Genomic DNA, 25547 nt, shown 5'->3' with positions numbered 1-25547 from the left:
CAGATCACCACCATGTACCAGGACGAGCTACCAGTATGTGGCTATGGAATAAATGAGATTCGTATCGATACGAAACTCGACTGAAATATTTTTTCAAATGACACTTATACAAATATACGACAAAGAATTAACTAGTGAATTCAAATCATTCCTAGATCAGATTAAGCCAAACGTAGAAGCTTACGCTGTAGCTAAGGGTAAAGCTCAGTTTGAAAGGATGATGATCATAGGAAAGATAAAGGAATATCAGAAGCAATTCCCACAACGATCAGCGGAGCATCGAACATTAGCTAACGCTATGAAGTCTGAAGGATGGTCTAAGGATGTCATCTCAGACAATGTATCTGCGTATAACTTCTACCATCAGGAGTACGATGAAGGTGATTGGTTTAACAGTAGACCACAATACCTAGATCAAGCTTCTGTGACCCATTTAGCAATACTAGGTAGAGACAACACAGCACTCTTAAGATCTAAAGTTGATGAATATTTCACAAAGCATGGTGAAATTCCTTCAGCATCTGCACTACGTGGTTACCAAGCTGGTTTCTTTACAGATGAATTCAAACCTCTGTCTAGTCTAAGAACTAAACCACAGATAGAAGAGCAGACTTCACAAGCTTCTGCAGTAGATGTCGAAGTAGTAACTGAACCATCTAACACTGCTGAGGAATCACTACCACCAACACAAGAACAGCTTGTAGATCAACTGATAACAATTGTACAAGCTATGAATCTTGATGAGATCTATGGAGACCAAGAACACAAAGCTAAGCTGGAGGTAGTTAGAGATCCACTAATGACACTTGCTCACATTGCTATCCCATCACCACCAAGACCAACTTACGTTTAACACAATCCAACCTAAACATTAATGCAAAAGCAAACTGAGTTAACACGAGACAACGTTCCACATACAACTAAGATTAGATTCTGGACTGAAGGTGAAATGTCACAGACAGCCTATAAATCTATGAATGAACATAGGACTAACAACCGTGAGGATTTAGCTAAGGTTGTATTAAGTGAATGGATTCTCTAAGCACTGTCCAACCTGATAGATGACAATAAAAGCTAATCAGAAAGACGTATTAAAAACAAACACCTATCTTGGTGCCATACAGTTTCCAATAATACGTCGACAAGTTCTTAAGTTAAATACTTAGCGTAATTAGCTTATAGAGCCGGCATAGATGCAAATAGTTCAGAAGGGTGGACTGATCTACTTTTTGATGTGCAATTCATCTTCGGCTCATTACCCACAATATATTTACCAATGGCACGTAAACAAGTAACCTCAAGTAAGGGAAGGCAACTCAAAGTCCAACAGCTACTTATCCCTGAAATAGAAAAGCTACAACAAAAGGAACTTAAAGCACAGCAACCACTTACGATTAACAAACCAATCAAAGAGATCCCTAAACAGACTGTAAAGCAGACACATAAAAAAAGAGCCAACCGTCTGGAGGCTCCGTATGCAAAAGCTAATCCAACTAAACCTGTTAAGCCATCACCATCTGAACTTAAAAAGCAGAAGCAGGAGATGTTGGACTGGTTAAATAACGTGAGGATTGGCTAGGATATTTTTTCTATTTTGAACCCTAAGTAGCACCCAAGTTGCGATCCATCACCTGATCGCTAAGGTCAGAACCTATTGCGCTTCTCTTATTTGCTCTCTTCCAATCCTTTATGTTCATCCCTGAACCAGATCCTTTTGGATCAGGCGCAACAAAAGGAGGAGCCCCAGGGTTCGGCTCATTATAGACGAAACTACTACTACCTCCAGGCAAGTCCCTTTGCTTACCGTGTATTTTGGCACCACCACTAACACTTTTCAGCTCGTCAGTTGATAGCTCCTCGTTGAGTTCTTCGTTTTCTTTTGGGTCAGTCATTAGGTGTAAATACTCTTCGCTAAGTATAGCTAACCTCAGAGGAATTGCTATGAATGCAATAGTAAATGAACCAGCTTGAGTTTATTTAGTATTTCTATTGTTTATTGGGGATTGTCCTGTTAAAATCGAACTAAAAAGGCTCGGCGTTCTTTCGCACGTGTTCCCGTACAGTATTAGCCAAGACAATATCACCAAGGTATTCAAAACTATTATCGCCTGTTTGAGCCTCACTCCTTAAAGCCATTCGCTCAGCTCTGAAGCCGTCCAACTTCGCAAATACACCACCACCTTTGATGGCCTGTAGCTCTCCAACCGTAAGTTCGTTGTTTGTCATTGGCTTGGATTGGTTGTGAGGGACTTATCCCTCGGATGAACACATCATCTCCAAATTTCTCTACTACGTCATTGATCCGAATCATTGCTAGTTGTGATGTTGGTCACACCTTGCCGAAGAAATTACCAGAAAAAATAATTTCAGATCGGGCTTAGGTTTTATGACACAATTGTCTGAAGCGATATAACGTATGTAGAAGGAGCGATTTAACCCCCATAGGCCCCCTTGAGAAGTTGTATAAACTGTGGGAATGAGATGCCTGAAGATGTCTATACAATATATTCTCCACCTTCTATACAATATTCCCTGAGAATGACTGCTATAACTGGCGTGGAATACTTCACGTTAAACTATTACCGAACTTTAGACCACATTTTCTTAGTTGCAACCTGCTGTTGAGAACAGGTCGTGCGTGAATCGTGATCTGTTCTGGTCGTTTTGTAACGATGAATTCACTGAGTAAAACTACCCATTCATCCACACAATACAATATCTCTACAAACCCTATTCTCAATACAGAGAACAGATTCATCACAATTGATCTGAGAGATTCAGGATCCTTCTTGTTGGAGCGAGCTCATTGTGCACAGAGCTTTGCTGGTGAACGGTCTGTCGGTTTTTGTTGCTACAGATCAGCTATTTGATGTGCATTTAGAGGTGAGATGATTGCTTGCTTCAAAACTCAATGCCTGCTTGTGCTTTGACGCCTTGCTCCTTGAAGGGATGGTGCACCAAGGTCATTTCTGTGACCAGATCTGCCCGTTCAATGAGCTCTTTTGGTGCGCCTCGGCCAGTGAGTGCTACGTGGGTTAGGGGTGGCCTTTCCGTGATCCCCCCTAGTACTTCTTCTACCTTGAGGTATCCCAGTTTCATCGCCACATTGACCTCATCAAGCACTACAAGTTTGTGGGTGTTGCTGTGGAGGTAAATCAGAGCCTGTTGCCATGCTTTTGATACCAATTGCTGATCTCTTTCCCGATCTTGGGTTGTCCAGGTGAAGCCCTCTCCAAACGCATGCCAGCTCAATGCGTCACCAAAAACTTTTAACGCTTTTGCTTCGCCTGGCTGCCAACTCCCTTTAATGAATTGCACGACTGCAACATGCTCGCCATGGCCAAGGGTGCGTAAGGCTAGCCCTAGCGCTGCGGTGGTTTTGCCTTTGCCATGTCCTGTGAACACAAGGATTAGGCCCTTCTCTTTGTCTCGTTCTCCTACACGTTGGCGCTGAATGTCTTGTCGGCGCTGCATGCGTTTGCGGTAGCTCTGTTCGTCGGTTTCGGGGGCTAAATGCCCGCCTATGCCGAGAACTTCTGCGCTGTGATCGAGTTCGGTTGAAGAGGGCGAATGCGGAGCTGGCGGGTTGGTCATCAAAGTGTTGGCAAGGTCTTGAGCATGCTTTGAGTTGGGCTGCTTATGGAAGGCGGGCTGTGATTCGTTGTAGTGCTCGGCCAGCTAATAGTTCTTGCTCAATAGTGCTGTAACCCATCTCCCGAAGTTGCTTGGGCAAGTCTGCTTGCAGCATTGTGAGAGCGGTTTCAGTTTCGAACAGGGCACAAAACAACTGTTGGGGCAGCTTGAGGTAGGGGCCTGCTGGATGGAGGTCTATCAGCACTAGCCACCCCCCCGGTTGCAATAGGCGCTTGCAGGCTTTGAGCACTTGTTGTCGTTCTTCTGAGCTGAATTCGTGCAAGGCCAGGCTGATTTGGATGGCCGCAAATTGGTTGGTGTTCAGCGGTGGCTTTTCTGCCATGCCCTCGATGCATTGCAGTTGGGGGGTTCGTTCAGCTGCTAGTGCCAGTGCCTTTGGTGAAAGATCTAAACCTGTTACAGCGAAACCAGCCTCGATCCATGGTGCTGCTGTTTCGCCAGACCCACAGCAAAGATCCAAAACGGGTGCTCCTTTAGAAATCTTGTCTTGAAGAGCAGTCAGCCCTAAGGACCTCAACCGCTTTACACCCCCTACGCTGAGGGCCGAAATGGTTGTCACTAGGTTATAAAACCAGCGATGCTCGTAGGCAAAGGTTCTTAGTGGTGAGGTCATGGGCTGAGCTGTCGAGCTAGGGCTGCATCTACCGCTTGTTGTTGGTCACGTCGGGTGATCCAGTGGTGATAGGTGCGGGTATGAATAGCCACTGAATGGCCCATCATTCTTGCTGCAACTGTGTCTGGAAGGCCGATGTGGATTGTGCGTACCGCCCAGGCATGCCGCAGGTTGTAGGGGGTTAGGGGCAGTTGATAGCGCCGGAATTGTTCCGACACTCTTCTCCCCACCTGTTGGAGTGTGGTGTGACGCAGATCGACATTCACCGGCGGCAGGGCCTGGGCATTGTTTGCTAGTTGTTCAAGTTCAAAATGCTCGACCCAGTCTGGATGAAACGGCCAAACCTGATGCTCGCCGGTTTTTGTGTTTGGTAGGACCCGCAGCACCTGATCTTCCCCCTTCGCTAAAGCAGCAAGGTCGCAGAAGAACACCTCGTGATTGCGCAGGCCGTAAGTGGCCATCAGTCCATAGGCAAGTCGCCATCCTGGGTTGGGGATGTGCTCCACCGCCTCGATGATCTGCTTGTCGCTGGGTAGTTGACGAAAGCGCGCCTGATGCAGTCCATAGCCATCCGCTTCTGCTCGCCAATCTTCCGGCAGTGCCATTTCCAGGTGGCGTGCCAATGCAGCTAGGGCCGTGGCGCATTGCTGTCGGCTTCGGCTGCCATCTGCATAACTGGCCAGAGTGTCTTTTAAAAGGTCTGAATCAAAACAGCTCTGCTTGTTAACAGCTAGGGCTTTGAGTCGTCGTAAGTAAGGAAGGTAAGCGGACGTCCATGTGCTGCGGCTACCGGCAGGTGACCGTCGGCGATATGGATCAGTAAAGAATGCTTCTTCAAAGCTGATCAAAGCTTCTCTGAGCCCTGTCGCTATCTGTTCAGGTTGTGTCCGTGTTGATTTGGTCGTCCACTGGGACCAGTCGAATTGTTTGCGTTGCAGTTGGTAGTGCACAAGTTGCACAATTCGCTCAGCCTCTTTCAATCCTTTTTGTTCTGCCAAAAGCTGCAAACTGATTCGTTGAGTTTTGATCAATCCAGTTCCATTCCGGCAGGGCAGTGCGCCGCGTAAATTGAGCCACTGGCCTCGCTGTTCAATTCTCAGGTTGATGCCGCTGTCAGCCAGGGCACGGTTGATGTTGATTAGCTCGTTGCTCAGCTCCATGGCCTTGTAGGGATGGTGACACCTTGGCGTTGATGGCAGCTACCCTCAAGTCCCTCTAAAGAACTCTCTTCTATATGGCCCGGGTCGGTGTCCTCTTGATGAACCTAGGGGGGCCTGAACGTATCCAGGATGTAGGGCCTTTTCTCTTTAATATTTTTGCCGATCCGGAGATCATTCGGCTGCCTAACCCCGCTCTTCAGAAGCCTCTGGCCTGGTTGATCAGCACGCTGCGCAGCAGTAAATCCGAGCAGGCCTACCGCTCAATCGGGGGCGGTTCACCTCTGCGGCGGATCACTGAACAACAGGCTCGGGAGTTGCAGAGCTTGCTTCGGCAACGCGGTATCGATGCCACGAGCTATGTGGCGATGCGTTATTGGCATCCCTTCACAGAATCCGCTGTCGCAGATATCAAAGCTGATGGGATTGATCAGGTGGTGGTGCTTCCCCTCTACCCTCATTTTTCGATTAGTACCAGTGGCTCGAGTTTTCGAGAGTTGCAGCGCTTGCGACAGACTGATGAATCTTTCCGCAAGCTGCCAATACGTTGTATCCGCAGCTGGTACGACCACCCTGGTTATGTTCGTGCCATGGCGGAGTTGATCGCTGAGCAGGTTCGGCTGAGTGATGTGCCTGAAGAAGCTCAAGTGTTTTTTAGTGCTCATGGAGTGCCCAAGAGCTATGTCGAACAAGCAGGTGATCCATACCAGAAGGAGATCGAGGCTTGTACAACTTTGATCATGGCTGAGCTAGAAAACCTTCTTGGCTATGGCAATCCTCATTCCCTTGCCTATCAAAGCCGAGTGGGTCCAGAGGAATGGATTCAGCCCTATACCGATCAAGTTATTAAGCAGCTTGGTGATGCTGGTACACGGGATTTAGTGGTTGTGCCGATCAGCTTTGTGAGTGAACACATCGAAACTCTCGCCGAGCTTGATATCGAATACCGCGAGCTGGCGACCGAAGCAGGGATTGTTCATTTCAGGCGGGTGCCTGCTCTTGATACTTACCCCACATTCATTGAGGGCCTGGCTGATCTGGTTGGATCCAGTCTTGAGGGGCCAGAGATCAATCTCGATGAGGCTGCGAAGCTGCCTGGTCGAGTGAAGTTCTATCCACAGGAGAGATGGCAATGGGGCTTGAATACCAGTTCTGAAGCATGGAATGGACGCATAGCCATGCTTGGGTTTGCGGCTTTTTTGTTGGAGCTGATCACTGGCCATGGCCCTTTGCACGGCATCGGTCTGCTCTGAGTGTTGGCTCGTTAAGGGTCGTCTCACTCTTCTTGTTGGTTCGTATGTGGGATGACTGTTCTCAACGGAGTCCATTTGTATTGGGGCATTCGCCCTCAGGCAGCAGGCTCGCTGACGGATTGATTTTGCTGGTGATGGTGAAGAACCAATAGGCAATCTGTACGGCAGGCCCTTAATCTTTAGGAGCAGACCATGCTTTGCCACTGCCGTGACCTTGACTTCTTCAACCACGGCTCTCGGTGGTTCATCACAACAAGTGCAAAAGCGTATGACGGGCGCCGATGCCCTGATGGATGCTCTTCGCCGCAACGGTGTGGAGATCATCTTTGGTTATCCAGGTGGTGCAATCCTTCCGATTTACGACGCCGTTTATAAGGCTGAGCAGCAGGGATGGTTGAAGCACATCCTTGTTCGCCATGAGCAGGGGGGCGCCCATGCGGCTGATGGCTATGCAAGGGCTACAGGCCGTGTTGGAGTTTGCTTTGGAACCTCTGGGCCAGGCGCAACCAATCTGGTTACTGGTATCGCCACGGCTCAGATGGATTCAGTTCCAATGGTGGTAATTACAGGACAGGTCCCTCGACCATGCATTGGTACAGATGCTTTTCAGGAAACTGATATTTTCGGGATCACTCTGCCTATCGTGAAACACTCCTGGGTTGTTCGCGATCCGGGTGATTTGGCTTCTGTTGTTGCTCAAGCATTTTTTATTGCAGCTTCTGGGAGACCTGGTCCGGTGTTGATTGATATCCCTAAGGATGTGGGCCAGGAGGAATTCGACTATCAGCCAGTTGAACCTGGATCCGTCGTGCCTGCAGGATTTCACCGATTCCCGGCTCCAGAACTTTCCTCAATTGAGGCGGCTCTCGATTTAATTGATGATGCTCAGAGGCCTCTCCTTTACGTTGGCGGAGGAGTTATTTCTGCCGGAGCTCACGAGAGTCTTAAGGGTTTTGCAGAACGTCACCAGATACCTGTCACCACCACATTGATGGGTAAGGGGGCGTTTGATGAGCGACATCCTTTGGCTTTGGGGATGTTGGGAATGCATGGCACTGCCTATGCCAACTTTGCAGTTACTGAATGTGATTTGTTGATCGCTGTCGGTGCACGTTTCGATGACCGTGTTACAGGCAAGCTTGATACTTTTGCACCCCGCGCAAGAGTGATTCATTTTGAAATTGATCCAGCAGAAGTGGCTAAGAACCGACGTCCTGATGTTGCGGTATTGGGTGATGTTGGTGTCAGCTTGGTGAAGTTATTGGACTTGAGTAAGCAAAAGTCTGTTGAGTTGAGGACTTCAGCGTGGCTAACTCGTATTGAGAGTTGGAAGAACCTTTACCCCTTGATGACTCCGCCTGAGGAGGGGCCAATTTATCCTCAGGAGGTGCTCTTGGCGATAAGGGACTTGGCTCCTGAGGCCTATATAACAACTGATGTGGGCCAGCATCAGATGTGGGCGGCTCAATATTTACGGAATGGGCCTCGTCAGTGGATTAGTAGCGCGGGATTGGGAACGATGGGTTTCGGGATGCCAGCTGCTATTGGTGTTCAAATTGCTTTGCCAGATGAACAGGTTGTTTGTATCGCTGGTGATTCCAGCATCCTGATGAATATTCAGGAGTTGGGAACATTGATTGAGTACAACATCCCAGCCAAGATTGTGATTGTGAACAACCACTGGCAAGGGATGGTTCGTCAGTGGCAGCAAAGCTTCTACGAAGATCGTTATTCAGCCACTGACATGCTTCCGGGCATGCCTGATTTCGTGGCATTGGCGAAGGCCTTCAGGGTTGGCGGGGTGTTGATCACTGAGCGAAAGGATCTCAGGTCAAGTTTGAAGCAGGCCCTTGCGACTCCAGGTCCGATGCTCATCGACGTGCATGTGCGACGTGATGAAAATTGCTATCCGATGGTTCCTCCTGGCAAGAGCAACGCTCAAATGGTGGGTTTATCTAACCACCCTGAACTTTCTGGGGTTTCTCTGTGATGCAACGACTGCAGTTTGTTCTTCTAAGCATTCTGCTTGTTTTGTTCATCACACCATTGCCTGTCATGGCGGCGGAAGTGCTGCGTGTGAGTAGCTCCTCGTTGCTCCTGGTTGGTGACCACAACCGAACCTATACGGTTCGTCTTGCTTGTTTGCAGGTGGATCCATCTGATGAGGCGGAAGCGATGGCTTGGTTGAAGTCAGAGCTACCCAGGCGCCGGCGGGTCAATCTGCGTCCAGAAGGTTCTAGCGAAGGGGTGCTTTTGGCGCGGGTGACCTCCATCGGCAGCGATGTAGATCTCAGTGCAGGGCTAGCGGCTGCTGGTTTAGGTCGTTTAACGTGCGATTTGCCTCAGGCTTGAGATAGGAGTGGCTCTGCAGGATCAAATTGTTTCTCTAGAAAGATCTTGTGATAAAGCCAGAGGTGTCTGATCCATCAGCCCTACTCTGATGACGTTGGGTCTTCAGGATCATGGCCCCCTCCCAAGCGGCCCCTTCAAGTGGTTCGTCTTTGGCTGCAGATTCCATTGCAAGTGGGTCTTGGAGGCAAAGGTTCTTTAAGGCTCCCTGGCGGAGCTGGTTGATGATTTTTGCCAGCCTCCTTGGCTGTCAGGCGGTTTCGGCAAGTGGGCTGCTGTCTCCATCTGTGGTGGTTCTGTTGCCAAAGGGCTCTGCTGTAGAAGGTGCCAATGAGATCTTCCTCAAGGGCTTCCAGTTGGGAGAGGAGAAGGTAAGAGGTTGCGGTCTTTCGCTGGCGTCTGTGAAGTTGCGTCTTCTCAATCTGGATGATGATCCTGCTGTGGCTTTATCAGGTAACCCGCGGTTGAAGTTGGTCGTGGCGCCTCCTGCTGCGGATCTTCGTGCTTTTTCTGCTCTGGCGTCTAAGCGCAATCTCAGTGTGGTGTTGCCTTATCAGCGGGGCGCTTCGTTACGAAGTCTTGGTGAGCTGGATGCACGTTCACGCCTGTGGTTCTTGGTGGCACCTGTTCGCGATGATCATCAGGCCATGGCTCAGCGAGTGATGGAGCAGGGTTGGCGCCGCGTCATGGTGGTGCGAGATCCATCTGAGCTTGGTGTTGCTGCAGCGAAATCTTTTATTGAAGCCTTTGAAATCCTTGGGGGGAGGGTGGAGAGCTACGAGCCCGAGTTGGTGCAGAGCGTGAATCCTGACGATGGCGAACGACTTAAGCGTTTGCAGCAGGACCTGGTCTGGCTAGGACCTGATGCTCTTGTCTTGGCGTCTCGCCCATCAGGTCCTCTTGCGCAGGCTTTGAAAAAGGCGCAGATGGATGGATCGCTTGGGCGGGGACCACAACATCCAGCCTGGGTATGGCTTGCATCATCGGATTTGGCGAGTGATATCGGTCCAGAAGCCTGGGAGCAGCTTTTGTTGAAGCAATCCTCACGGGGGCCTGGTTGGCAGAAATTTTCTGAATCGTTTGAGCAGCATTGGGGGCAGGCGCCCGATTTGTTGGCCGCTGCTGGCTTTGATACTGCTCGAATAATTGCGCTGTCAACGATGTCTGCTTCTCTAGCTTCTGCAGAGGGAAGCGCTGATCCTCTTGGATGGGTTGATGCAGAAAGTGAACCCCAGCCTCTTTGCAAAGCTTTGCGCTTGCGGCTCAAAGGCAAACAAGTGCGTTTGGAGGGCGCCGCTAGCAGTTTTGCTTTGCGAGCAGGACAGACACCTTCTGGGACAACAGTTTTTACACGAGTTTCTGCTTTGGGGCCTGACTGAGGCAGAACTCGAATCTGCTGGGGTTGAATCAGGATTGGATGGAGCTGATGCTCTTTACGTGTGAGGTGATGACGTGTTGCGGTTGAGTGAGTTGAAGCTTCCCCTTGATCATTCGCCAGAGGCGATCGAAGCAGTCATCCTTAAGCGGTTGCGTATTCCGCCTTCCCAGCTCATCAATCACAGGCTGGTGAAACGAAGTATTGACGCTCGACGTCATGAGCGGATCCAGTTCATCTACAGCGCGGATGTGAAGGTTCGAGGGGAAGCTGCTCTGTTGAAACGCCACGCAGGCAATCAAAAGATTCGTAAGGCTCCAGACACCCGCTATTACCCAGTTGCGCAGGCGCCAACAGATTTCCCTCAAATAGAAACGCAGCGGCCGGTTGTGGTGGGTGCAGGCCCTTGTGGTTACTTTGCAGCTCTGCTTCTGGCACAGATGGGTTTCAAGCCTTTGCTGTTGGAGCGTGGTCAGTCGATCAAAAAGCGCACGCTAGAAACCTTTGCTTTCTGGAGGGGACAGCGGCCTTTCAATCCTGATTCCAATGCCCAATTCGGTGAAGGTGGGGCGGGGACTTTCTCAGACGGAAAGCTTTATAGCCAGGTGAGTGACCCTGAGCACTATGGGCGCAAGGTGCTTGAAGAATTGGTGGCCAGTGGAGCCAATCCAGAGATCCTTACGGTGCACCGACCTCACATTGGCACCTACAAATTGGCCACGGTGGTGCGTGGAATGCGCGCCAGAATTGAGGAGCTTGGTGGTGAGATTCGATTTGAGACTCGAGTTGATGAATTGCTGCTGCGGCGAGATTTAGATCATTCACGCACTGGCAAGCCTTTGCAGGTGGTAGGGCTGAAGCTTGCCGATGGCAGCACAATTAGCAGTCGGCATGTGTTATTTGCCCTGGGTCATTCAGCAAGGGCCAGCTTCGCCATGTTGGAAAGGGTTGGCGTGAAGCTTGAGGCCAAGCCCTTTTCTGTAGGACTCCGCATCGAACACCCTCAGCCTCTGATCGATCGCGCGCGCTGGGGTCCAATGGTGGGTCATCCACAACTCGGCCATGCGGAATACAAGTTGGTGCATCACGCTCGTAATGGCCGCTCTGTCTATAGCTTCTGCATGTGTCCGGGGGGAGTTGTGGTGGGTGCTACATCGCAAGCAGATTGCGTGGTTACCAATGGCATGAGTCAACACACGCGCAATGAACGCAATGCCAACAGTGCCTTGGTTGTGAATTTGGAGCATCAGGATTTGTGCAGTTATGAGCGTTGGCCAGGAGATCCTTTGGCAGGAGTGGCCTTGCAGCGGGACTTGGAACGAAGGGCTTTTCAGCTTGGAGGGGGTGGATATTGCGCCCCTGCTCAGCGCCAGGAGGATTTCCTGGCGGGCAGGCCTACAACTTGCCTCGGTGAGGTGATTCCCTCTTATCTGCCAGGGATCAGGTTGGTTGACCTCAATCAGATGTTGCCGGCTCCGTTGATTGAGGCTTTAAGAGAGGCCTTGCCGGCCTTCGCTAGGCGTTTACCAGGCTATGAGCATCCTGATGCTGTACTCACTGGGGTTGAGACCCGTACCTCATCGCCTGTGCGTATTCCCAGGGATAACTCCTTTGAGTCGCTTAACACCACTGGGCTGATTCCTGCTGGAGAAGGGGCTGGTTATGCCGGAGGCATCCTTTCGGCTGGCATTGATGGGATTAGGGCTGCAGAAGCCCTGGCGAAACAGCTTGTGGTTGCTCAGTCTTCAGCTTGAGCAACGATTCCACTCCACTGCACAGCTTTGATGTGGTCCCTGCGCCATGAGTAAAAGAGGCTGGGCTCTGCCACTGTGCATAGCGGGCAACTGCTGATCTGCTCGCTGCTTAACCCAGCTCGTTTTAGTTGTTCAGCAGCAGCCAAGCGAATGTCGAGACGCAATCGCTGTGGCTGTTTGTCTGCATCGAGAATGCCTCGTTCTTTTAGTGCGGAGAGCCGTTTCTTCAGCTGGATTGGTGGGTTGCTTGGATCTGCTTCGAGGCTTTTGGCCACAGCTTCTGCAACATCAACTTGAATCTGATAGTTGGAACCGCTGACAGCTGGTCCTAGAGCAACAAGCAGAGTCTCGATTTTTGCTCCTCGAGATTCCAACTTTGCTAGAGCTTCCTGCAGGATTTTGGCGGCTACGCCTCGCCAGCCCACATGACATGCGGCTGCATGCCCCGTGGACTGGTCGGCAATCAGTATTGGAGTGCAGTCGGCAGTGCAGACCCAGAGACTTTGTCCACCCCTGTCGCTGACGAGGCCATCAGCCTCCGGCCAGGGTGGGCGGTTGGCTTGTGAGGCTTGGAGCACATTGCCGCCATGAACTTGTTGGGGTCTATGAACGCTAATGCCTGCGCTTAGGTAACCAGCTAGTTGATCGGGGCCTCGATCTTGCCAGCGTCGCGTGAAGAATCCATGTTCGAAACCAGCCTTTTGTAGAAGGTCGGCCTGCAGGTAGTAGCCCCCATAGCAACCGACCCAGGTCCATCCTTTGAGTTGGTTGAAAAGGGTATCTGGAGTAGCAAGCGGGTCTTGGTTGTCAGTTTCCGCTGCCGGCCCCAGCGATGTCATGGTTGCGGCAGGTCACGCAGCATCCAGAAACCAGCAAATCGTTTTTCCTCTGGGGAGGTCTGCACAGAGATGAATTGCAGTCCACCGGCTTGCTCTCTTGCTTCTAGGAGGCTCTGTTGAACTGCCGTGGCTGTTTTGTCATCCAAATCCGTCACCAGCCAGCGATCGTCTTGACCTGCTTCAAGCATCAGCTGCGTGCCATCGACGGCCAAGCAAACTGGTTCCAGGCCTCCAAGCCAGCCTGCTAGAGCCAAAGCACGGGTTTGACTGAACATCCGTACACCTGGCACTGGGATGTTGTCGTTGTCGTTTGCTCCAACTGGTAGTAGGCCGCCGAAGCCGATTGGCCACTCTTGGGCTTCGCGTAGCAAACCTAAGGGTAGGGAGGCCCAGCTCCAGGCGTCTCCCCTTACAGCCTCAGGTAGAGGCACTGGGGGTGTTGGTATCGGAGTTGGGGGAGGAGCCAGAGGACCAGCCATGTAGCCCTCCTCAAGGGGGTAGACATCCCGTTCTCGCTCGGCGAGCCAGTCGAGTAGGGCATAGGTTCTGCGGCTTGGAATTACTTCGATGCCAAGCTCTGCGGCAGCCCGTTGCACCATGGTGCGCATCGATATACGCCAACAGCGAAGCCTGAGAGGGGCCTCCCAGCCTTGTTCCTGAGAGTCTTTCAGGGCCTCTCTCAGGGCATCGGTCAGCCACAGTGAATTGACTTCTCCTGCAGGGCAGCGTTTTACCCAGCGGAATGGTGCAGTTCCTGACGGGTCCTGGGAGCTGCTAATTAACAACTCCCAGCGTTTTTTGCCGTCAGATTCAAGGATTGGTCGCGAGTAGAAGTCGAGCTCCCAGTCAGTCTTAGGGTGTTGGTCTGTGATGTTGGGCGTATTGGCAGCAATCATCCTGCTGACTGTTCCTGCTGCCTAAGGACGTTACGAGCTTTGTTGGCTCGATCAGTCGCTTCAGCCATAACCTTATCTTTTTCGATTAGGAGTTCGCCCGGTTGTCCTTCCAGTAGGGCTGTGTTCAGGGCAATGCGTCCGCGACCAGGGTCCATTTCGGTGATCAAGGCTTTGACTCGATCGCCTTGGTTGAATACCTCCCGCAGGGATCTAAGACTGCCACCGGTGATCATGGATTGGTGAAGGAGGCCACTCACACCGCCTAGGTCTATGAAGAAACCGTAGGGCTTCACTGCTACGACTTGACCTTCCACGAGCTGTCCTACTTCAAGTTCAGAGAAGCGGGCGGCGGTAGCGGCCCGCTTCTCTGAAAGCACCAGCTTGCGGGTTTCTGGATTGACTTCCAGGAATGCCACACCAAGGGTTTTTCCGACAAGCGCTTCGTGATTCTCTCCATTTTGGAGCTGAGAGCGGGGGATAAATCCTCTCAGGCCTTCAAGGTCGCAGGTCACTCCACCACGGTTGAATCCATTGACCTTGACCTGGGCGACCTTGCTTTCCTTCTCCATCTGCTGCACCGTGCTCCAGCTCTTACGCAGCTCTAGAGCTCGACAGCTGATGGTGACCATCCCATCGGCATTTTGCTCTCGAGTGACGAGTACTTCGACCTCTAAACCCTTTGGGAAGCGCTCTTTGAGGTTGGTAATCACGCCAAGGCCGCATTCATTTTTGGGCATAAAGCCTGGTGCTTTCCCGCCGATGTCGACGTAAACACCATCACTTTCCAAAGCGATGACCTTGCCTGTAGCCACTTCCCCTGTGGTTCCAATTGGTTCGTTTTCATCTAGAGCAGCCAAGAAGGCGTCTTCATCGAAGTCGAAATCGTCGACACTGCGTGCTGGCTTGGATTGCCCTTCTTCGTTGCGATGATCAATGCCCTTTGGGGCCGAAGCGCTTCGGTGTGACTGATCGGCCGGACCAAGTAGATCGGCCATCGTCATGTTTTGCAGCTCGCCGAGATCAAAACGACTCTCATCTGAGGCTGCATCAGCTGAGACGGATCGATTGGGGGCGTTGCTGAGCTGGCCTGATGCTGCAGTTGTTTCGCTGCTAGGTGAAGTTGTTTCGGCGGCTTCACGCACTAGCTTTTCTTGTTCCCCACGCCTGCTGATGTGCATGACCTGCAGGGGCTTGCGAGGGGCTTCCGCTGCGGGTTTAGGGGGCTTTGGTCTATTGGGCTGCGGACTGCCTGATCCGGCCATGGGGGCCTTGGGGTCGTCGATCAAGCATTCTGACAGGCAGGGTGGGGTTCTGTTCGCAGATTGGGGCTGATGTCTATTTCTTGCAGGCGTTTTGACCATCTCAGCTGGCCAGAGGCTGCAGAGGCGGTTGGTCTGGAGGGATCCACCTTGGTTTGGCCATTCGGGGCCTGTGAACAGCATGGTCCGCATTTGCCTCTGATAACGGACGCTTTTTTCGCAGAGCGGATCTTGGTAGAGGTCCTCGAACGCTTGCCTGCTGACCTGCCCATCTGGATGCTGCCAGCCCAGTCATTGGGATTTTCTCCGGAACATGAGGCATTCCCAGGAACTCTTTCCCTTTCAGCGAACCTGATGTTTCAGCTGGTCATCGAAGTTGGTCAGCAATTGGAGGCCATGGGAGTTCGTCGTTTGCTGCTTTTCAATGCACATGGAGGCCAGATTGGCTTATTGCATGTGGCGGCTCGGCAGCTTCGTGCTCAATGCCCTGCGATGGCTGTATTGCCCTGTTTTCTCTGGAGCGGTGTCGGGGCATTAAAGGATTTGCTCCCTGAAAGTGAGCGTGAGGTAGGCCTGCATGCTGGTCTGGCTGAAACCAGCCTGATGCTGTCCATGGCGCCTGAGTTGGTAGGGATTGATCGCCCTATCGATGGTGACCACTACACCCCTGGCCTATCCACCACTCCGCCGATGGGTTGGAGCCTTGAGGGGCATGCTCCATGTGCTTGGCTTACGGACGATTTCAGTGAGTCCGGGGTGATCGGTGATAGCCGAGAGGCTAATGCTGCGCTAGGGAAATCATTGGAACAGGCTTTAGCCGATCACTGGGTTAATTTGCTGATCAGCCTGATGGGAAGCCAATGGCCTCCGGTGAGAAAACCAGAATGCTTGTGATGTTAAAGGGAAGCTTGTGTCGATTTTCTCAAAGAGAAGGTTAAAGTCTCTCGACTGACGACTCCTAAAAAGATCCATGCCTACGCTACAGATGCCTGAGGCTGCTGTTCTTGACAGCACTGTTGGATCTTCAGAAGCCCTGCCAGACTTCACTTCAGATGCATATAAGGATGCCTACAGTCGAATCAACGCAATAGTCATTGAGGGCGAACAGGAAGCCCATGACAATTACATCGCGATTGGCACGCTGCTTCCCGATCATGTCGAAGAGCTCAATCGGCTTGCCAAGATGGAGATGAGGCACAAGAAGGGCTTTACAGCTTGCGGCAAGAACCTTGGCGTTGAGGCTGACATGGACTTCGCAAGGGAGTTTTTTGCTCCTTTGCGTGACAACTTCCAGACAGCTTTAGAGCAAGGGAAAACACCTACCTGCTTGCTGATCCAGGCGCTCTTGATTGAAGCCTTTGCTATTTCGGCTTATCACACCTATATCCCTGTTTCTGACCCCTTTGCTCGCAAGATTACTGAAGGTGTCGTGAAGGACGAGTACACACACCTCAATTATGGCGAGGCTTGGCTCAAGGCCAATTTGGAGAGTTGCCGTGAGGAGTTGCTTGAGGCCAATCGCGAGAACCTGCCTCTGATTCGCCGGATGCTTGATCAGGTAGCAGGGGATGCTGCCGTGCTGCAGATGGATAAGGAAGATCTGATTGAGGATTTCTTAATCGCCTACCAGGAATCTCTCACTGAGATTGGCTTTAACACTCGTGAAATTACCCGTATGGCAGCGGCCGCCCTTGTGAGCTGAACTGCTGCTTATGGGCCTTCCTTTCCCCTTATATCCATTTGTGAGCAGCTTGGTCGAAGGTCAAACAATGGACCCTAAAGGCCACCATTCATGGGATTATGGTTGACTTGGACTTCTTCAGGGCTTATAGGGTGGGCTCAGTTTTTTCGTATGTCAGCACTACATGTTTGGTCTGATCGGTCATTCCACCAGTTTTGAAGATGCCAGGAAGACGGCACTTCAGATTGGCTATGACCATCTAGATGGAGACCTGGATGTTTGGTGCAGTGCTCCTCCGCAGTTTTTGGAACAGATTGAGGTAGAAAGCCTTACAGGAAAGAAAATAGAAGGCGCTTATATCGATTCATGTTTTGTGCCAGAAATGTTGAGTCGGTTCAAAACTGCCCGTCGCAAAGTTCTCAATGCCATGGAAATGGCCCAGAAGAGAGGCATTCATATCAGTGCCCTAGGCGGATTTACCTCAATTATTTTTGAGAACTTCAATCTTCTTAAGCATCAACATGTACGAAACACCACGCTTGAATGGGAGCGATTCACAACCGGCAACACTCATACGGCTTGGGTTATTTGCCGTCAGCTTGAGAACAATGCCCCACTTTTGGGCATTGATTTAAGCAAGGCGCGTGTAGCGGTAGTTGGTGCCACTGGCGATATAGGTAGTGCTGTTTGCCGTTGGCTCTCCTCTCGAACTGGTGTCGCCGAACTTCTTTTGGTGGCTAGACAGCAACAACCTCTTATAGATCTTCAAACTGAATTGGCTGGCGGCAGAATATTGAGTCTTGAAGAGGCCTTGCCTGAAGCTGATGTTGTGGTTTGGGTTGCCAGCATGCCTAGAACCCTGGAAATCGATATGGAGAGTTTGCGCAAGCCTTGCTTGATGATTGATGGGGGCTATCCGAAGAACCTAGATGCAAAGTTTGCTGGTAGTGGGGTGCATGTTCTCAAAGGAGGAATCGTTGAGTTCTGCAATGACATCAGCTGGGATGTTGGCTGGATTGCAGAGATGGATAAGCCTGCGAGGCAAATGTTTGCCTGTTTTGCAGAAGCAATGCTGTTGGAGTTTGAGAATTGCCACACAAACTTCAGTTGGGGGCGTAACCAGATCACCCTTGAGAAAATGGATTTTATCGGCATGGCGTCTTTGCGTCATGGTTTTTCAAGCCTCAATCTCAATCACCAACTTCAGGCTGCTGCAGCCTGAACCTTGTTTCCGGATCTTCTCTTGTTATGGCTCGTCGTTATCTGTTTGAGTTCGAAAAGCCATTGGTAGAACTAGAGCAGCAGATTGAGCAGATCCGAGAGCTTGCACGCGATTCCGAAGTCGATGTCAGTCAGCAGTTGCTCCAGTTAGAAACTTTGGCGGCTCGTAGACGGGAGGAAATTTTTCAAGCTCTTACACCGGCCGAAAAAATACAAGTCGCGCGACATCCTCACCGGCCGAGCACTTTGGATTTTATCCAAATGTTTTGCGACGACTGGGTTGAGTTGCATGGTGACCGTCGTGGTAGCGACGACCAGGCGTTGGTTGGTGGTGTGGGCCGTATTGGTAAGCGCTCTGTGCTGCTGATCGGACATCAAAAGGGCAGGGATACAAAAGAAAATGTGGCTAGAAACTTTGGGATGGCTACGCCTGGTGGTTACCGCAAGGCTCTTCGTCTGATGGATCATGCCGATCGTTTTCGTTTACCCATCCTCACTTTCATCGATACGCCGGGTGCATATGCAGGCCTGCTTGCCGAGGAGCAGGGGCAAGGTGAAGCCATTGCAGTCAACTTGCGTGAAATGTTCCGTTTGCGCGTGCCTGTGATTGCCACGGTGATTGGTGAAGGAGGCTCGGGTGGCGCTCTTGGAATTGGCGTAGCTGATCGTTTGCTCATGTTTGAGCACAGCGTCTACACCGTGGCCAGTCCGGAAGCCTGTGCTTCGATTCTTTGGAGAGATGCCGCCAAAGCTCCTGAGGCAGCTGCTGCTTTGAAGATCACTGGTCCAGACCTCCTTAACTTAGGAGTGGTGGATGAAGTGCTTCCAGAACCAGCTGGAGGCAACAACTGGGCCCCTCTTCAGGCGGGAGAGGTGCTCAGAGAGGCTATCGAGCGGCACCTCGATGAGCTTCTTGGTTTAAAGGTTAATCAGCTTCGCGAAGCGCGGTATCGAAAATTCCGGGCGATGGGTCGTGTTCTCGATCCAAGCTCGTCGGAAACCGGCTTGCCTGCCTAGGGTTATTGGGGTTGCATTCGCTCCTTGCCTACTGCCCTGATTACTGGAGCATCTCGCGGTATTGGGGAAGCAGCTGCGCGGTTGTTTGCAAATTCCGGTTGGGATTTGATGTTGGTAGCCCGCAGCCAAGATGCACTTCAGGCACTTTCCCAAGAGCTAAAAAGTACAGGCCAGAATGTTCTTTTTAAATCAATCGATTTGGCTGATCCAGGAGCCATTGCTCCTGGTATCGAGGATTTGCTTGGACGGGGCCATTGCCCATCGGTGTTGATCAACAATGCTGGGGCGGCTTGGACAGGGGATCTTCTATCCATGCCTTTGAAGCGTTGGCAATGGTTGCTTCAGATGAATCTCACTAGCGTCTTCCAGTTGTGTTCTGTTGTGGTGCCTGCGATGCGTACCAGCGGTGGATTGGTGATCAATGTGAGCAGTCATGCCTCTCGCAATGCTTTCCCACAGTGGGGTTCGTACTGCACTACCAAAGCAGCATTGGCTACTTTTACTAGTTGCTTGGCGGCGGAGGAGCGCAATCATGGGATACGTGCTTGCACCCTCACTCTTGGAGCGGTCAATACCCCTCTTTGGGATACTGAAACCGTGCAAAGCAGCTTCGACCGTGATGCCATGCTTTCTGTTGAGCAGGCAGCCGCCGCCCTTCTACACTTGGCTCAGCAGCCACCATCACAGGTGATTGAAGATCTAACTCTGATGCCAGCCACTGGCGCCTTTTGAACAAGCCTTTAATGACTTCCATCATCCCAGCATCATCTAAAGACCTAGGTCAGCATCGCAATGGCTTGCCTGGGAATGGTCAGCCAAAAAATGAAAACAAGATCTCTGAACGTATACGTTCCCGCCTAGTTGCAGAAGATGTTTCCTTCCTCGCTAACGACAATATTGCAGAACATATTCAACCTGGAGAGTTGAAGGAACTTGAAGTAGAAGTTGCCGATCGGGTTCGAGAACTGCTCCAAAGCTTAGTGATTGATATTGATAATGACCACAACACACAAGAGACTGCCGAGCGGGTTGCTCGCATGTATTTAAATGAAGTATTTAAAGGCCGATTCTATAAGCAGCCAGATGTTACTAGCTTTCCAAATACAAAAGATTTAGATGAAATTTATACTGTTGGCCCCATAACTGTTCGCTCGGCCTGCTCTCATCATTTGGTTCCTATTCTTGGCAACTGTTGGATTGGCATTAAGCCTGGCAGCCGTGTAATTGGGCTCTCAAAGTTCGCAAGAGTTGCCGATTGGGTATTTTCAAGACCTCATATTCAGGAAGAGGCTGTGATGATTCTTGCTGATGAAATAGAGCGTTTATGTGAGCCTAAGGGTTTAGGGATAATAGTAAAAGCACAACATTATTGTATGAAATGGCGAGGAGTTAAAGAGCCAAGTACCAGCATGGTCAATTCTGTTGTTAGAGGCGTTTTTCGTCATGATCCTAGCCTTAAGCAGGAATTTTTCGAGCTTGTTCGCCAGCAGGAGTCCACGCTAGTAACTTAAAAGTTCTTTCAAGGTCTTTTAGAGGTATAAGGCTTGATGATGGTCATGTCTGATTAACATGTGTGTATCGACTTCGCTTGTTACTAGCCAAGTCGATGAAGCTCTGCCAAGCTAATTCTTGTATTTACAATTTAGAGGTCAATGCCTTCACCTTTGCTTGCAATGGCTCTTAATCTGAGCCCATTAGCGATTGGAGTGATTGTAGTTGCAACTGTCTTGGTGTTAGGCGCGAATGTCTTTTTTGGAATTCAACAAAGACAGGAACAGCTTAACGATCAAGCAAAAAAATAATTAGCAGCAATCTTCAGATGGGGTCTTGCTCGTCTTATCGAACAAAGTTTTAGCCAGGCATATTTTATTGATTTGATTGAAATTCTTATTCTCTATTCGCTCTTTATTATTGAAATTCAATCTCAACCCATAAAAAAATCTGCTGCAGCTCAAATTGTTTAAGAGCTTTGATTGCATCATTGAATCTATTTTTGCTGCTGACTTACCGCTTCAACCAGGGCCTCAACCAGTTTTAGATCCTTGATCCCTGGCGAAATCTCGAGACGGCTTGAGGCGTCCAAGCCCCATGGATTCACCTGGCTCAAAAGTTCTGGAATCCACTCTGCGGAGACACCACCCGCTAACCACCAGGGCAGTTCAAAAGAGGCTTGATGTAGCCAGTTCAGGGGAAGTCGATGGCCTGTGCCACCAAGTTGTCCAGGCCTCCATGTATCGAGAAGGAGTGCGTCGACCTGGCCTGCATAGGTATGGGCAAGGGAGAGATCCTCATGGCTACGGATGCGCAGGGCTTTCCACCACTGCGTGTTCGGGTGTTGGATGCGCAGGTTTGCGCAGTGTTCTGGCGTTTCTTGGCCGTGAAGCTGGATTGCCGAAGGTGCACCTTCTCCTTGCAGGGCTTCGGATAGGTCGGTGTCATCTGGATCAGCGACCACCCAGACTCGTTGGAGTTCTGGCTTGAAGCTGTTGAGTTGAGCGAAAAGGTCTCGTCGTTGCTGTTCTGCAACAAAGCGGGGTGAGTTTGCTACGCCGATTACGCCAATTGCTTCGACACCTAGCGCTGCAATCGATTTGGCTTGGTCAATGTTGGTAAGACCACAGATCTTCACTGCGGTGGATGTGGGAGATCCCATAGGCAAGACCATTGGCTCGAGACTTTTCTAAGATTGGTTTGCTACTGGCCGCTGATCCGGCTCGATGGAGATGAAAGGGTGGGCGAAGGCTGGGAGCTGATGAAGATTCGGGGAATCCCTTTAAGGGTTCATCCCAGCTGGTTTGTGATCCTGTTGCTTTTTACTTGGATTTCACAAAACCAGGTGTCCGCTGCAGCTGAATCTTTGCTTCCAGCTTGGATTAGCTGGGGTCTGGGGTTGATAACGGCCCTGCTGTTGTTTTTGTCTGTTCTCCTGCATGAGCTAGGCCACTCTTTGGTTGCACTGCGTGAGGGGGTCAAGGTTCGCAGCATCACGCTTTTTTTCCTGGGAGGTGTTGCCAGCGTTGAGAGGGAGTGCTCGACACCGATGGCCTCTTTAAGGGTTGCTGCAGCGGGACCATTGGTGAGCTTGGTCTTGGCTGTTGCCTTGCTGACTGGAGGGGTGTATGCAGCTGATCACGTCAATCCGCTGCTTGCCAATCTCGTTGGTCAGTTGGGTGGGCTCAATTTGTTGCTAGCCCTTTTTAATTTGCTGCCTGGGTTGCCTCTTGATGGAGGCTTGATCCTTAAGGCTTTGGTCTGGCAGTGGACTGGCAGTCAGAGGAAGGGTGTCCAGGTCGCCACCGCAACTGGCCGTGCCCTATCTCTCTCGGCAATGGTGTTGGGGGGGTGGTTGCTCTTCTTTAAAGGTGGTGGGATTGGTGGACTTTGGCTGTTGATGCTCGGTTGGTTTGGTCTCGGTGCATCTCGCTCTCAAACCCAGCTACTTGCCTTGCAGAAGGTCTTGCGTGAGCTCAACGTAGGCCTGGCGGCTGGGCGCAACTTCCGTGTGCTTGAAGATGACCAGTCGCTGCGCAGGCTTAGTCAGTTGCGTTTGTCTGGCAGCGAGGAGCAGTCTCCTCAGGAGTGGGTTTTGGTTTGTCGCTCTGGTCGATGGGTTGGTTACATGACGGACCAACCCTTAAAAGAATTGCCTGTGCAGCAATGGGATAGGCAATGCCTGGCGGATCACATGAAGCCGATATCTGAGTTGCCTTTCATTGGCGAGAAAGCCCCGTTATGGCAGGCGGTGATGGCACTAGAACAGGCTGAGGAGGGCAGGCTTCTTGTTTTTAATGTTGCTGGTCTTCCTTGTGGAACATTAGATCGAATTGACCTCTCCGAAGCTGTGCTTAAGCGTCTTGGGGTAAGGCTTCCTGCTCAGTTTCTCGAAGCTGCTCGCCGTCAGAACACCTATCCCCTGGGAATGGCACTGCCTAAAGTTGTGGAGTCGATGGTTTCTGGCGGATTGGTTGAGCAGCCTGAGGCATCCAGCAGTACTTCATAGTTCGGTGCTTTGTTGGCAACTGAGCTCCATTCATCGTTAGTGATAGGGCTCTCTTGCCAGTTCACCTCTGGCCAACACGAGCAAAACGTTATTTGCAGGAGATCGCTCAGCTCTTGCCTGGGGATTGATGCTGGTGCGTCGCTAGGTGGTTCGCAATCGAAGACCTCTCGCCAGAGTCTTTGAGGGGGATTCAGGATGATTTCGCCATGTTGAAGGAGATGACCCTGACGCCAGAATTGTGCACTGCCGATGCGTTTGTGACCCTGAGAATCCACAAGATCAGCGGTTGTGGCTGTGGCGAAGCAGTTACTCTCGTTGGCCCCCCTGGCTGGGTGATCGCCAAATTGCAAAGGTAATTCGAGCTCTTTAAAGCCCCGTATGAGCCATTGACAAGCTTGTTTATAGGCTTGTTGTCTCTGGCGGGGAGGAGAGGGCCAGATCAGTGCATAAGTGAGCCCTCCTGCATGAAGGACTGCACTACCGCCACTGGGTCGCCGAACCAGCTTTAGATCTCCTCGTTTGGCCAGGGCATTCCAGTGCTCGGGCCAGTGGCGTTGGTTGCGACCAAGGGAAAGCCATGGACCGTTCCATTGATAGAAGCGCAGTGTTGGTAGTGGTTTCGCATCTGCTTGGTAAGCCTCGAGCAGCACCTCATCGAGGGCCATCTGTTCTGGGCCGGACAATTGCAAAGGGGAGATCAAGCGGCCGCGACCTGGCGAGATGGGTAGGCAGGATGCGGCTGTCGGCATAGAGCAGTGATGGTGTTGTGGGATTGGCTGGTGTTTGTGCCTTTGGGGCTGTTGGCTGGTGGTCTGGCTGGTCTGCTGGGCATTGGCGGCGGTCTGATCTTTGCGCCCCTCCTGCTGTGGATGGGGCTTAGCCCTCATCAGGCTTTAGCAACCAGTACTTTTGCCATTGTTCCTACTGCGTTGAGTGGCTCGCTGACCCACCTCTTCGCTGGAGGATTTCAGCTTCGGACTGGATTGAGCATCGCAGTGGCCGCATTTTTGTCTTCACTGCTGTTCAGCAAGATTGGTTTAGATGTTTCTGGCTGGCTTTTGCTGACCCTTCAGGTGGGGCTCTATCTCTTGGTGGCTGCCACGATTCGTTCAGAGCCTCAGCAAGCAGTTCAGCAGCTCAAATCCACTCTTTTTCTGCCGGGTCTTGCAGTCGTTGGCGGTGTAGCAGGATTTTCCGCAGGCTTGCTTGGTTTGGGGGGTGGTTTGTTGATGGTGCCTTTGATGGTGAATGGTTTGGCTGTTCCTATTCACTTGGCGATCCGTTTAAGCACCCTGGCTGTGACATGTTCAGCGACTGCGGCATCTTTACAGTTTCTTAGCGAGGGTCGGGGCTCTGTAGGGATTGGGCTGTTGCTCGGTGGCGTGGCGGCTCTGGCCGCTCATTGGTCAGCGTCTCGACTTCAACGGGTTTCTGGCAATCGTCTGGCATGGATGTTGCGAACACTTGTGCTGTTGCTTGCCTTTGGCACTGGCCGTCAGGCCCTGACCCTTGCGATGGGGCATTAACTATTCCTCGTGCAAGTTTCAGTGCTAAGCCTCGAGTTTCAAGAGCCCATGTTTTTTGCTGCAAGGCGTTATTGATGAGTTGATCTCAGGAACCCTTTTCCTCCGAGAAAGTCGCTGCGAGAGCTTGCTCTCAAGGGGCTTTGAGAGGCGTCTTTTTGGTCATTGGATGGTGGGGAGATTGATCGATCAATGCCATTCGACGGAGGAGTTGCCATTGATAGGTGTGACAGGCCTTTGCGAAGACTGGTCTTAGGTGCCGTTTTGCGAGGAGAATATGGATGCTTCTAGCGTTCCCCTTTCATCATGGGCATCACTGATATTGCAAATGTCGACTTGGCCGGTTTGTGCCTCGTGGTTGTTTTTCATTGCGGTGTGCTAGCTCTTCGCCTTGGCGTAACCCTTCATGAGGCTTGATTGAGGCCTTGATCTAATTGGGTCTAGCCCCTTGGCAGTTTAGGTTTGCTGCGCTACAAGCGGTCAACCGTTGAATAAACTTGGGCTCCTCCCTGGCTAGACCCAGGTCAAAACAGAAAAGCACAGCTCGGCGACGCCGTAAGCAGATGCATCAAGAGGTGATTGATGCAGTCACTATCGCGTCTACTTTGCAGCTGCAACAGCAGCGCAGAGAGATTAATTTCAGCCTTTTGGCATTGACCATGAAGCTGGGACTGGTTTCCCTTTGTGTTGTGACTCTGGTCAAGCTCTCAATCGCTTATCAGGAACGTCTTGATCGTCATGGTGAACTTGTCGCTGTGTTGAACCTTGAATCTGCTCAGCTGAATACCCTTCAGCAACGTTTTGATCGCTTGTTCACCCTTGGAGGAGGCATTCGTCTGATGGACGAGCATGATCAGTGGATCGCCCCGAATCGCTTGAGGGTCATCTGGCGCTGAGTTTTGTTTTGCTTGCGTCGAGAGTGAAGCTCAGCGCTTAGTTTTATATCTATACCAACC

27 protein-coding genes are annotated in these 25547 nt (G+C 51.2%); 17 read left to right on the top strand and 10 right to left on the bottom strand.

What is annotated here, in order from left to right; translation table 11 throughout:
• The first annotated feature begins 52 nt into the window (after positions 1-52).
• Both SIB68_RS05530 and SIB68_RS05525 read left to right on the top strand, forming a co-directional pair.
• Entirely contained in the window at positions 53-853 is an 801-nt protein-coding gene (locus tag SIB68_RS05530) for a hypothetical protein (RefSeq protein WP_155724931.1), read from the top strand.
• Positions 854-1276: 423 nt separating this feature from the next.
• Entirely contained in the window at positions 1277-1579 is a 303-nt protein-coding gene (locus SIB68_RS05525) for a hypothetical protein (protein ID WP_063400178.1), read from the top strand.
• 22 nt (positions 1580-1601) lie between these two features.
• Here the strand turns inward: SIB68_RS05525 and SIB68_RS05520 are convergent, their stop codons facing one another.
• The 5 genes from SIB68_RS05520 to SIB68_RS05500 form a co-directional block, all read right to left on the bottom strand.
• On the bottom strand, positions 1602-1892 hold the full coding sequence (locus SIB68_RS05520) for a bacteriocin (RefSeq protein ID WP_063400179.1): 291 nt from the start codon (positions 1890-1892) through the stop codon (positions 1602-1604).
• Positions 1893-2022: 130 nt separating this feature from the next.
• The gene (locus SIB68_RS05515) at positions 2023-2226 is read right to left on the bottom strand and encodes a CCRG-2 family RiPP (RefSeq protein ID WP_063400180.1); all 204 of its coding nucleotides are present in this window, start codon (positions 2224-2226) and stop codon (positions 2023-2025) included.
• A 675-nt stretch (positions 2227-2901) separates the two neighbouring features.
• The gene (gene cobO, locus SIB68_RS05510; protein ID WP_063400181.1) at positions 2902-3594 is read right to left on the bottom strand and encodes a cob(I)yrinic acid a,c-diamide adenosyltransferase; all 693 of its coding nucleotides are present in this window, start codon (positions 3592-3594) and stop codon (positions 2902-2904) included.
• A gap of 43 nt (positions 3595-3637) precedes the next feature.
• Entirely contained in the window at positions 3638-4267 is a 630-nt protein-coding gene (locus SIB68_RS05505) for a class I SAM-dependent methyltransferase (RefSeq protein WP_063400182.1), read from the bottom strand.
• The gene (locus SIB68_RS05500; protein WP_063400183.1) at positions 4264-5427 is read right to left on the bottom strand and encodes a site-specific integrase; all 1164 of its coding nucleotides are present in this window, start codon (positions 5425-5427) and stop codon (positions 4264-4266) included. Before SIB68_RS05500 ends, SIB68_RS05505 begins: the two co-directional genes overlap by 4 nt.
• A gap of 74 nt (positions 5428-5501) precedes the next feature.
• Here SIB68_RS05500 and hemH point away from each other — a divergent pair, with 74 nt between their 5' ends.
• The 5 genes from hemH (at position 5502) to SIB68_RS05475 (ending at position 12155) form a co-directional block, all read left to right on the top strand.
• A complete protein-coding gene (gene hemH / locus SIB68_RS05495; protein ID WP_063400184.1) occupies positions 5502-6677 on the top strand; it encodes a ferrochelatase in 1176 nt (391 codons plus the stop codon).
• A gap of 208 nt (positions 6678-6885) precedes the next feature.
• Positions 6886-8667, top strand: a complete 1782-nt coding sequence (ilvB, locus tag SIB68_RS05490) for a biosynthetic-type acetolactate synthase large subunit (RefSeq protein WP_074160280.1) — start codon at positions 6886-6888, stop codon at positions 8665-8667.
• Positions 8667-9029 carry a hypothetical protein gene (locus SIB68_RS05485; protein WP_063400186.1) on the top strand — a complete coding sequence of 121 codons (363 nt, stop codon included), beginning with the start codon at positions 8667-8669 and terminating at the stop codon, positions 9027-9029. Before ilvB ends, SIB68_RS05485 begins: the two co-directional genes overlap by 1 nt.
• A 110-nt stretch (positions 9030-9139) precedes the next feature.
• Positions 9140-10405, top strand: coding sequence for an amino acid ABC transporter substrate-binding protein (locus SIB68_RS05480; RefSeq protein ID WP_074160281.1), 1266 nt, complete (start codon positions 9140-9142; stop codon positions 10403-10405).
• A 73-nt stretch (positions 10406-10478) separates the two neighbouring features.
• On the top strand, positions 10479-12155 hold the full coding sequence (locus SIB68_RS05475) for an NAD(P)/FAD-dependent oxidoreductase (RefSeq protein ID WP_063400187.1): 1677 nt from the start codon (positions 10479-10481) through the stop codon (positions 12153-12155).
• Here the strand turns inward: SIB68_RS05475 and pgeF are convergent.
• Genes pgeF through SIB68_RS05460 form a run of 3 tightly spaced genes read right to left on the bottom strand, consistent with a single transcriptional unit; the run spans position 12140 to position 15152 of the window.
• The gene (gene pgeF, locus SIB68_RS05470) at positions 12140-12994 is read right to left on the bottom strand and encodes a peptidoglycan editing factor PgeF (protein ID WP_063400188.1); all 855 of its coding nucleotides are present in this window, start codon (positions 12992-12994) and stop codon (positions 12140-12142) included. The two genes, SIB68_RS05475 and pgeF, sit on opposite strands and share 16 nt — an antisense overlap.
• Complete coding sequence (locus tag SIB68_RS05465; RefSeq protein ID WP_011130603.1) at positions 12991-13890, bottom strand: Tab2/Atab2 family RNA-binding protein; 900 nt, start codon at positions 13888-13890, stop codon at positions 12991-12993. Before SIB68_RS05465 ends, pgeF begins: the two co-directional genes overlap by 4 nt.
• On the bottom strand, positions 13887-15152 hold the full coding sequence (locus tag SIB68_RS05460) for a S1 RNA-binding domain-containing protein (protein ID WP_063400189.1): 1266 nt from the start codon (positions 15150-15152) through the stop codon (positions 13887-13889). Before SIB68_RS05460 ends, SIB68_RS05465 begins: the two co-directional genes overlap by 4 nt.
• Before the next feature lie 69 nt (positions 15153-15221).
• Here SIB68_RS05460 and SIB68_RS05455 point away from each other — a divergent pair, with 69 nt between their 5' ends.
• From SIB68_RS05455 to folE, 6 genes are all read left to right on the top strand, one after another.
• Entirely contained in the window at positions 15222-16043 is an 822-nt protein-coding gene (locus SIB68_RS05455; protein WP_063400190.1) for a creatininase family protein, read from the top strand.
• A gap of 76 nt (positions 16044-16119) precedes the next feature.
• Entirely contained in the window at positions 16120-16851 is a 732-nt protein-coding gene (locus SIB68_RS05450; protein ID WP_063400191.1) for an aldehyde oxygenase (deformylating), read from the top strand.
• Between the two features lie 163 nt (positions 16852-17014).
• Positions 17015-18052: a long-chain acyl-[acyl-carrier-protein] reductase gene (locus SIB68_RS05445; protein ID WP_063400192.1), complete on the top strand. Its 1038-nt coding sequence runs from the start codon at positions 17015-17017 to the stop codon at positions 18050-18052.
• A 26-nt stretch (positions 18053-18078) separates the two neighbouring features.
• A complete protein-coding gene (locus SIB68_RS05440; RefSeq protein WP_011130598.1) occupies positions 18079-19068 on the top strand; it encodes an acetyl-CoA carboxylase carboxyltransferase subunit alpha in 990 nt (329 codons plus the stop codon).
• A gap of 24 nt (positions 19069-19092) precedes the next feature.
• Positions 19093-19800 (top strand): SDR family oxidoreductase, encoded by a 708-nt coding sequence (locus SIB68_RS05435; RefSeq protein WP_063400193.1) that lies wholly within the window; start codon positions 19093-19095, stop codon positions 19798-19800.
• 11 nt (positions 19801-19811) lie between these two features.
• The gene (gene folE / locus SIB68_RS05430) at positions 19812-20579 is read left to right on the top strand and encodes a GTP cyclohydrolase I (RefSeq protein ID WP_063400319.1); all 768 of its coding nucleotides are present in this window, start codon (positions 19812-19814) and stop codon (positions 20577-20579) included.
• A 476-nt stretch (positions 20580-21055) separates the two neighbouring features.
• On the opposite strand, the gene SIB68_RS05425 is transcribed toward folE, so the two are convergent.
• Complete coding sequence (locus tag SIB68_RS05425) at positions 21056-21733, bottom strand: phosphoribosylanthranilate isomerase (RefSeq protein WP_063400195.1); 678 nt, start codon at positions 21731-21733, stop codon at positions 21056-21058.
• Between the two features lie 66 nt (positions 21734-21799).
• On the opposite strand from SIB68_RS05425, the gene SIB68_RS05420 reads away from it, so the two are divergent.
• Positions 21800-23068, top strand: coding sequence for a site-2 protease family protein (locus tag SIB68_RS05420; protein ID WP_063400320.1), 1269 nt, complete (start codon positions 21800-21802; stop codon positions 23066-23068).
• On the opposite strand, the gene SIB68_RS05415 is transcribed toward SIB68_RS05420, so the two are convergent.
• Positions 22975-23817, bottom strand: a complete 843-nt coding sequence (locus tag SIB68_RS05415; RefSeq protein WP_063400196.1) for a lipoate--protein ligase family protein — start codon at positions 23815-23817, stop codon at positions 22975-22977. The genes SIB68_RS05420 and SIB68_RS05415 overlap by 94 nt on opposite strands.
• A gap of 9 nt (positions 23818-23826) precedes the next feature.
• On the opposite strand from SIB68_RS05415, the gene SIB68_RS05410 reads away from it, so the two are divergent.
• From SIB68_RS05410 to SIB68_RS05400, 3 genes are all read left to right on the top strand, one after another.
• The gene (locus tag SIB68_RS05410) at positions 23827-24594 is read left to right on the top strand and encodes a sulfite exporter TauE/SafE family protein (protein ID WP_063400197.1); all 768 of its coding nucleotides are present in this window, start codon (positions 23827-23829) and stop codon (positions 24592-24594) included.
• Positions 24595-24897: 303 nt separating this feature from the next.
• On the top strand, positions 24898-25008 hold the full coding sequence (gene psaM, locus SIB68_RS05405) for a photosystem I reaction center subunit XII (protein ID WP_011130590.1): 111 nt from the start codon (positions 24898-24900) through the stop codon (positions 25006-25008).
• A gap of 80 nt (positions 25009-25088) precedes the next feature.
• On the top strand, positions 25089-25487 hold the full coding sequence (locus tag SIB68_RS05400) for a hypothetical protein (RefSeq protein ID WP_413681973.1): 399 nt from the start codon (positions 25089-25091) through the stop codon (positions 25485-25487).
• Positions 25488-25547: the final 60 nt, after the last annotated feature.

This window comes from Prochlorococcus sp. MIT 1323 (assembly GCF_047304905.1).
GTDB lineage: Bacteria > Cyanobacteriota > Cyanobacteriia > PCC-6307 > Cyanobiaceae > Prochlorococcus > Prochlorococcus marinus_D.
This window is presented reverse-complemented; position numbering and strand designations above follow the sequence as displayed.

Excerpts from the sequence above, each read along its gene's own strand:
- SIB68_RS05530 (WP_155724931.1), top strand. The coding sequence starts at position 53 with ATGAGATTCGTATCGATACGAAACTCGACTGAAATATTTTTTCAAATG.
- SIB68_RS05525 (WP_063400178.1), top strand. The coding sequence starts at position 1,277 with ATGGCACGTAAACAAGTAACCTCAAGTAAGGGAAGGCAACTCAAAGTC.
- SIB68_RS05520 (WP_063400179.1), bottom strand. The coding sequence starts at position 1,892 with ATGACTGACCCAAAAGAAAACGAAGAACTCAACGAGGAGCTATCAACT.
- SIB68_RS05515 (WP_063400180.1), bottom strand. The coding sequence starts at position 2,226 with ATGACAAACAACGAACTTACGGTTGGAGAGCTACAGGCCATCAAAGGT.
- cobO (WP_063400181.1), bottom strand. The coding sequence starts at position 3,594 with ATGACCAACCCGCCAGCTCCGCATTCGCCCTCTTCAACCGAACTCGAT.
- SIB68_RS05505 (WP_063400182.1), bottom strand. The coding sequence starts at position 4,267 with ATGACCTCACCACTAAGAACCTTTGCCTACGAGCATCGCTGGTTTTAT.
- SIB68_RS05500 (WP_063400183.1), bottom strand. The coding sequence starts at position 5,427 with ATGGAGCTGAGCAACGAGCTAATCAACATCAACCGTGCCCTGGCTGAC.
- hemH (WP_063400184.1), top strand. The coding sequence starts at position 5,502 with ATGGCCCGGGTCGGTGTCCTCTTGATGAACCTAGGGGGGCCTGAACGT.
- SIB68_RS05485 (WP_063400186.1), top strand. The coding sequence starts at position 8,667 with ATGCAACGACTGCAGTTTGTTCTTCTAAGCATTCTGCTTGTTTTGTTC.
- SIB68_RS05480 (WP_074160281.1), top strand. The coding sequence starts at position 9,140 with ATGGCCCCCTCCCAAGCGGCCCCTTCAAGTGGTTCGTCTTTGGCTGCA.
- pgeF (WP_063400188.1), bottom strand. The coding sequence starts at position 12,994 with ATGACATCGCTGGGGCCGGCAGCGGAAACTGACAACCAAGACCCGCTT.
- SIB68_RS05465 (WP_011130603.1), bottom strand. The coding sequence starts at position 13,890 with ATGATTGCTGCCAATACGCCCAACATCACAGACCAACACCCTAAGACT.
- SIB68_RS05460 (WP_063400189.1), bottom strand. The coding sequence starts at position 15,152 with ATGGCCGGATCAGGCAGTCCGCAGCCCAATAGACCAAAGCCCCCTAAA.
- SIB68_RS05455 (WP_063400190.1), top strand. The coding sequence starts at position 15,222 with ATGTCTATTTCTTGCAGGCGTTTTGACCATCTCAGCTGGCCAGAGGCT.
- SIB68_RS05450 (WP_063400191.1), top strand. The coding sequence starts at position 16,120 with ATGCCTACGCTACAGATGCCTGAGGCTGCTGTTCTTGACAGCACTGTT.
- SIB68_RS05445 (WP_063400192.1), top strand. The coding sequence starts at position 17,015 with ATGTTTGGTCTGATCGGTCATTCCACCAGTTTTGAAGATGCCAGGAAG.
- SIB68_RS05440 (WP_011130598.1), top strand. The coding sequence starts at position 18,079 with ATGGCTCGTCGTTATCTGTTTGAGTTCGAAAAGCCATTGGTAGAACTA.
- folE (WP_063400319.1), top strand. The coding sequence starts at position 19,812 with ATGACTTCCATCATCCCAGCATCATCTAAAGACCTAGGTCAGCATCGC.
- SIB68_RS05425 (WP_063400195.1), bottom strand. The coding sequence starts at position 21,733 with ATGGTCTTGCCTATGGGATCTCCCACATCCACCGCAGTGAAGATCTGT.
- SIB68_RS05415 (WP_063400196.1), bottom strand. The coding sequence starts at position 23,817 with ATGCCGACAGCCGCATCCTGCCTACCCATCTCGCCAGGTCGCGGCCGC.
- SIB68_RS05410 (WP_063400197.1), top strand. The coding sequence starts at position 23,827 with ATGGTGTTGTGGGATTGGCTGGTGTTTGTGCCTTTGGGGCTGTTGGCT.
- psaM (WP_011130590.1), top strand. The coding sequence starts at position 24,898 with ATGGGCATCACTGATATTGCAAATGTCGACTTGGCCGGTTTGTGCCTC.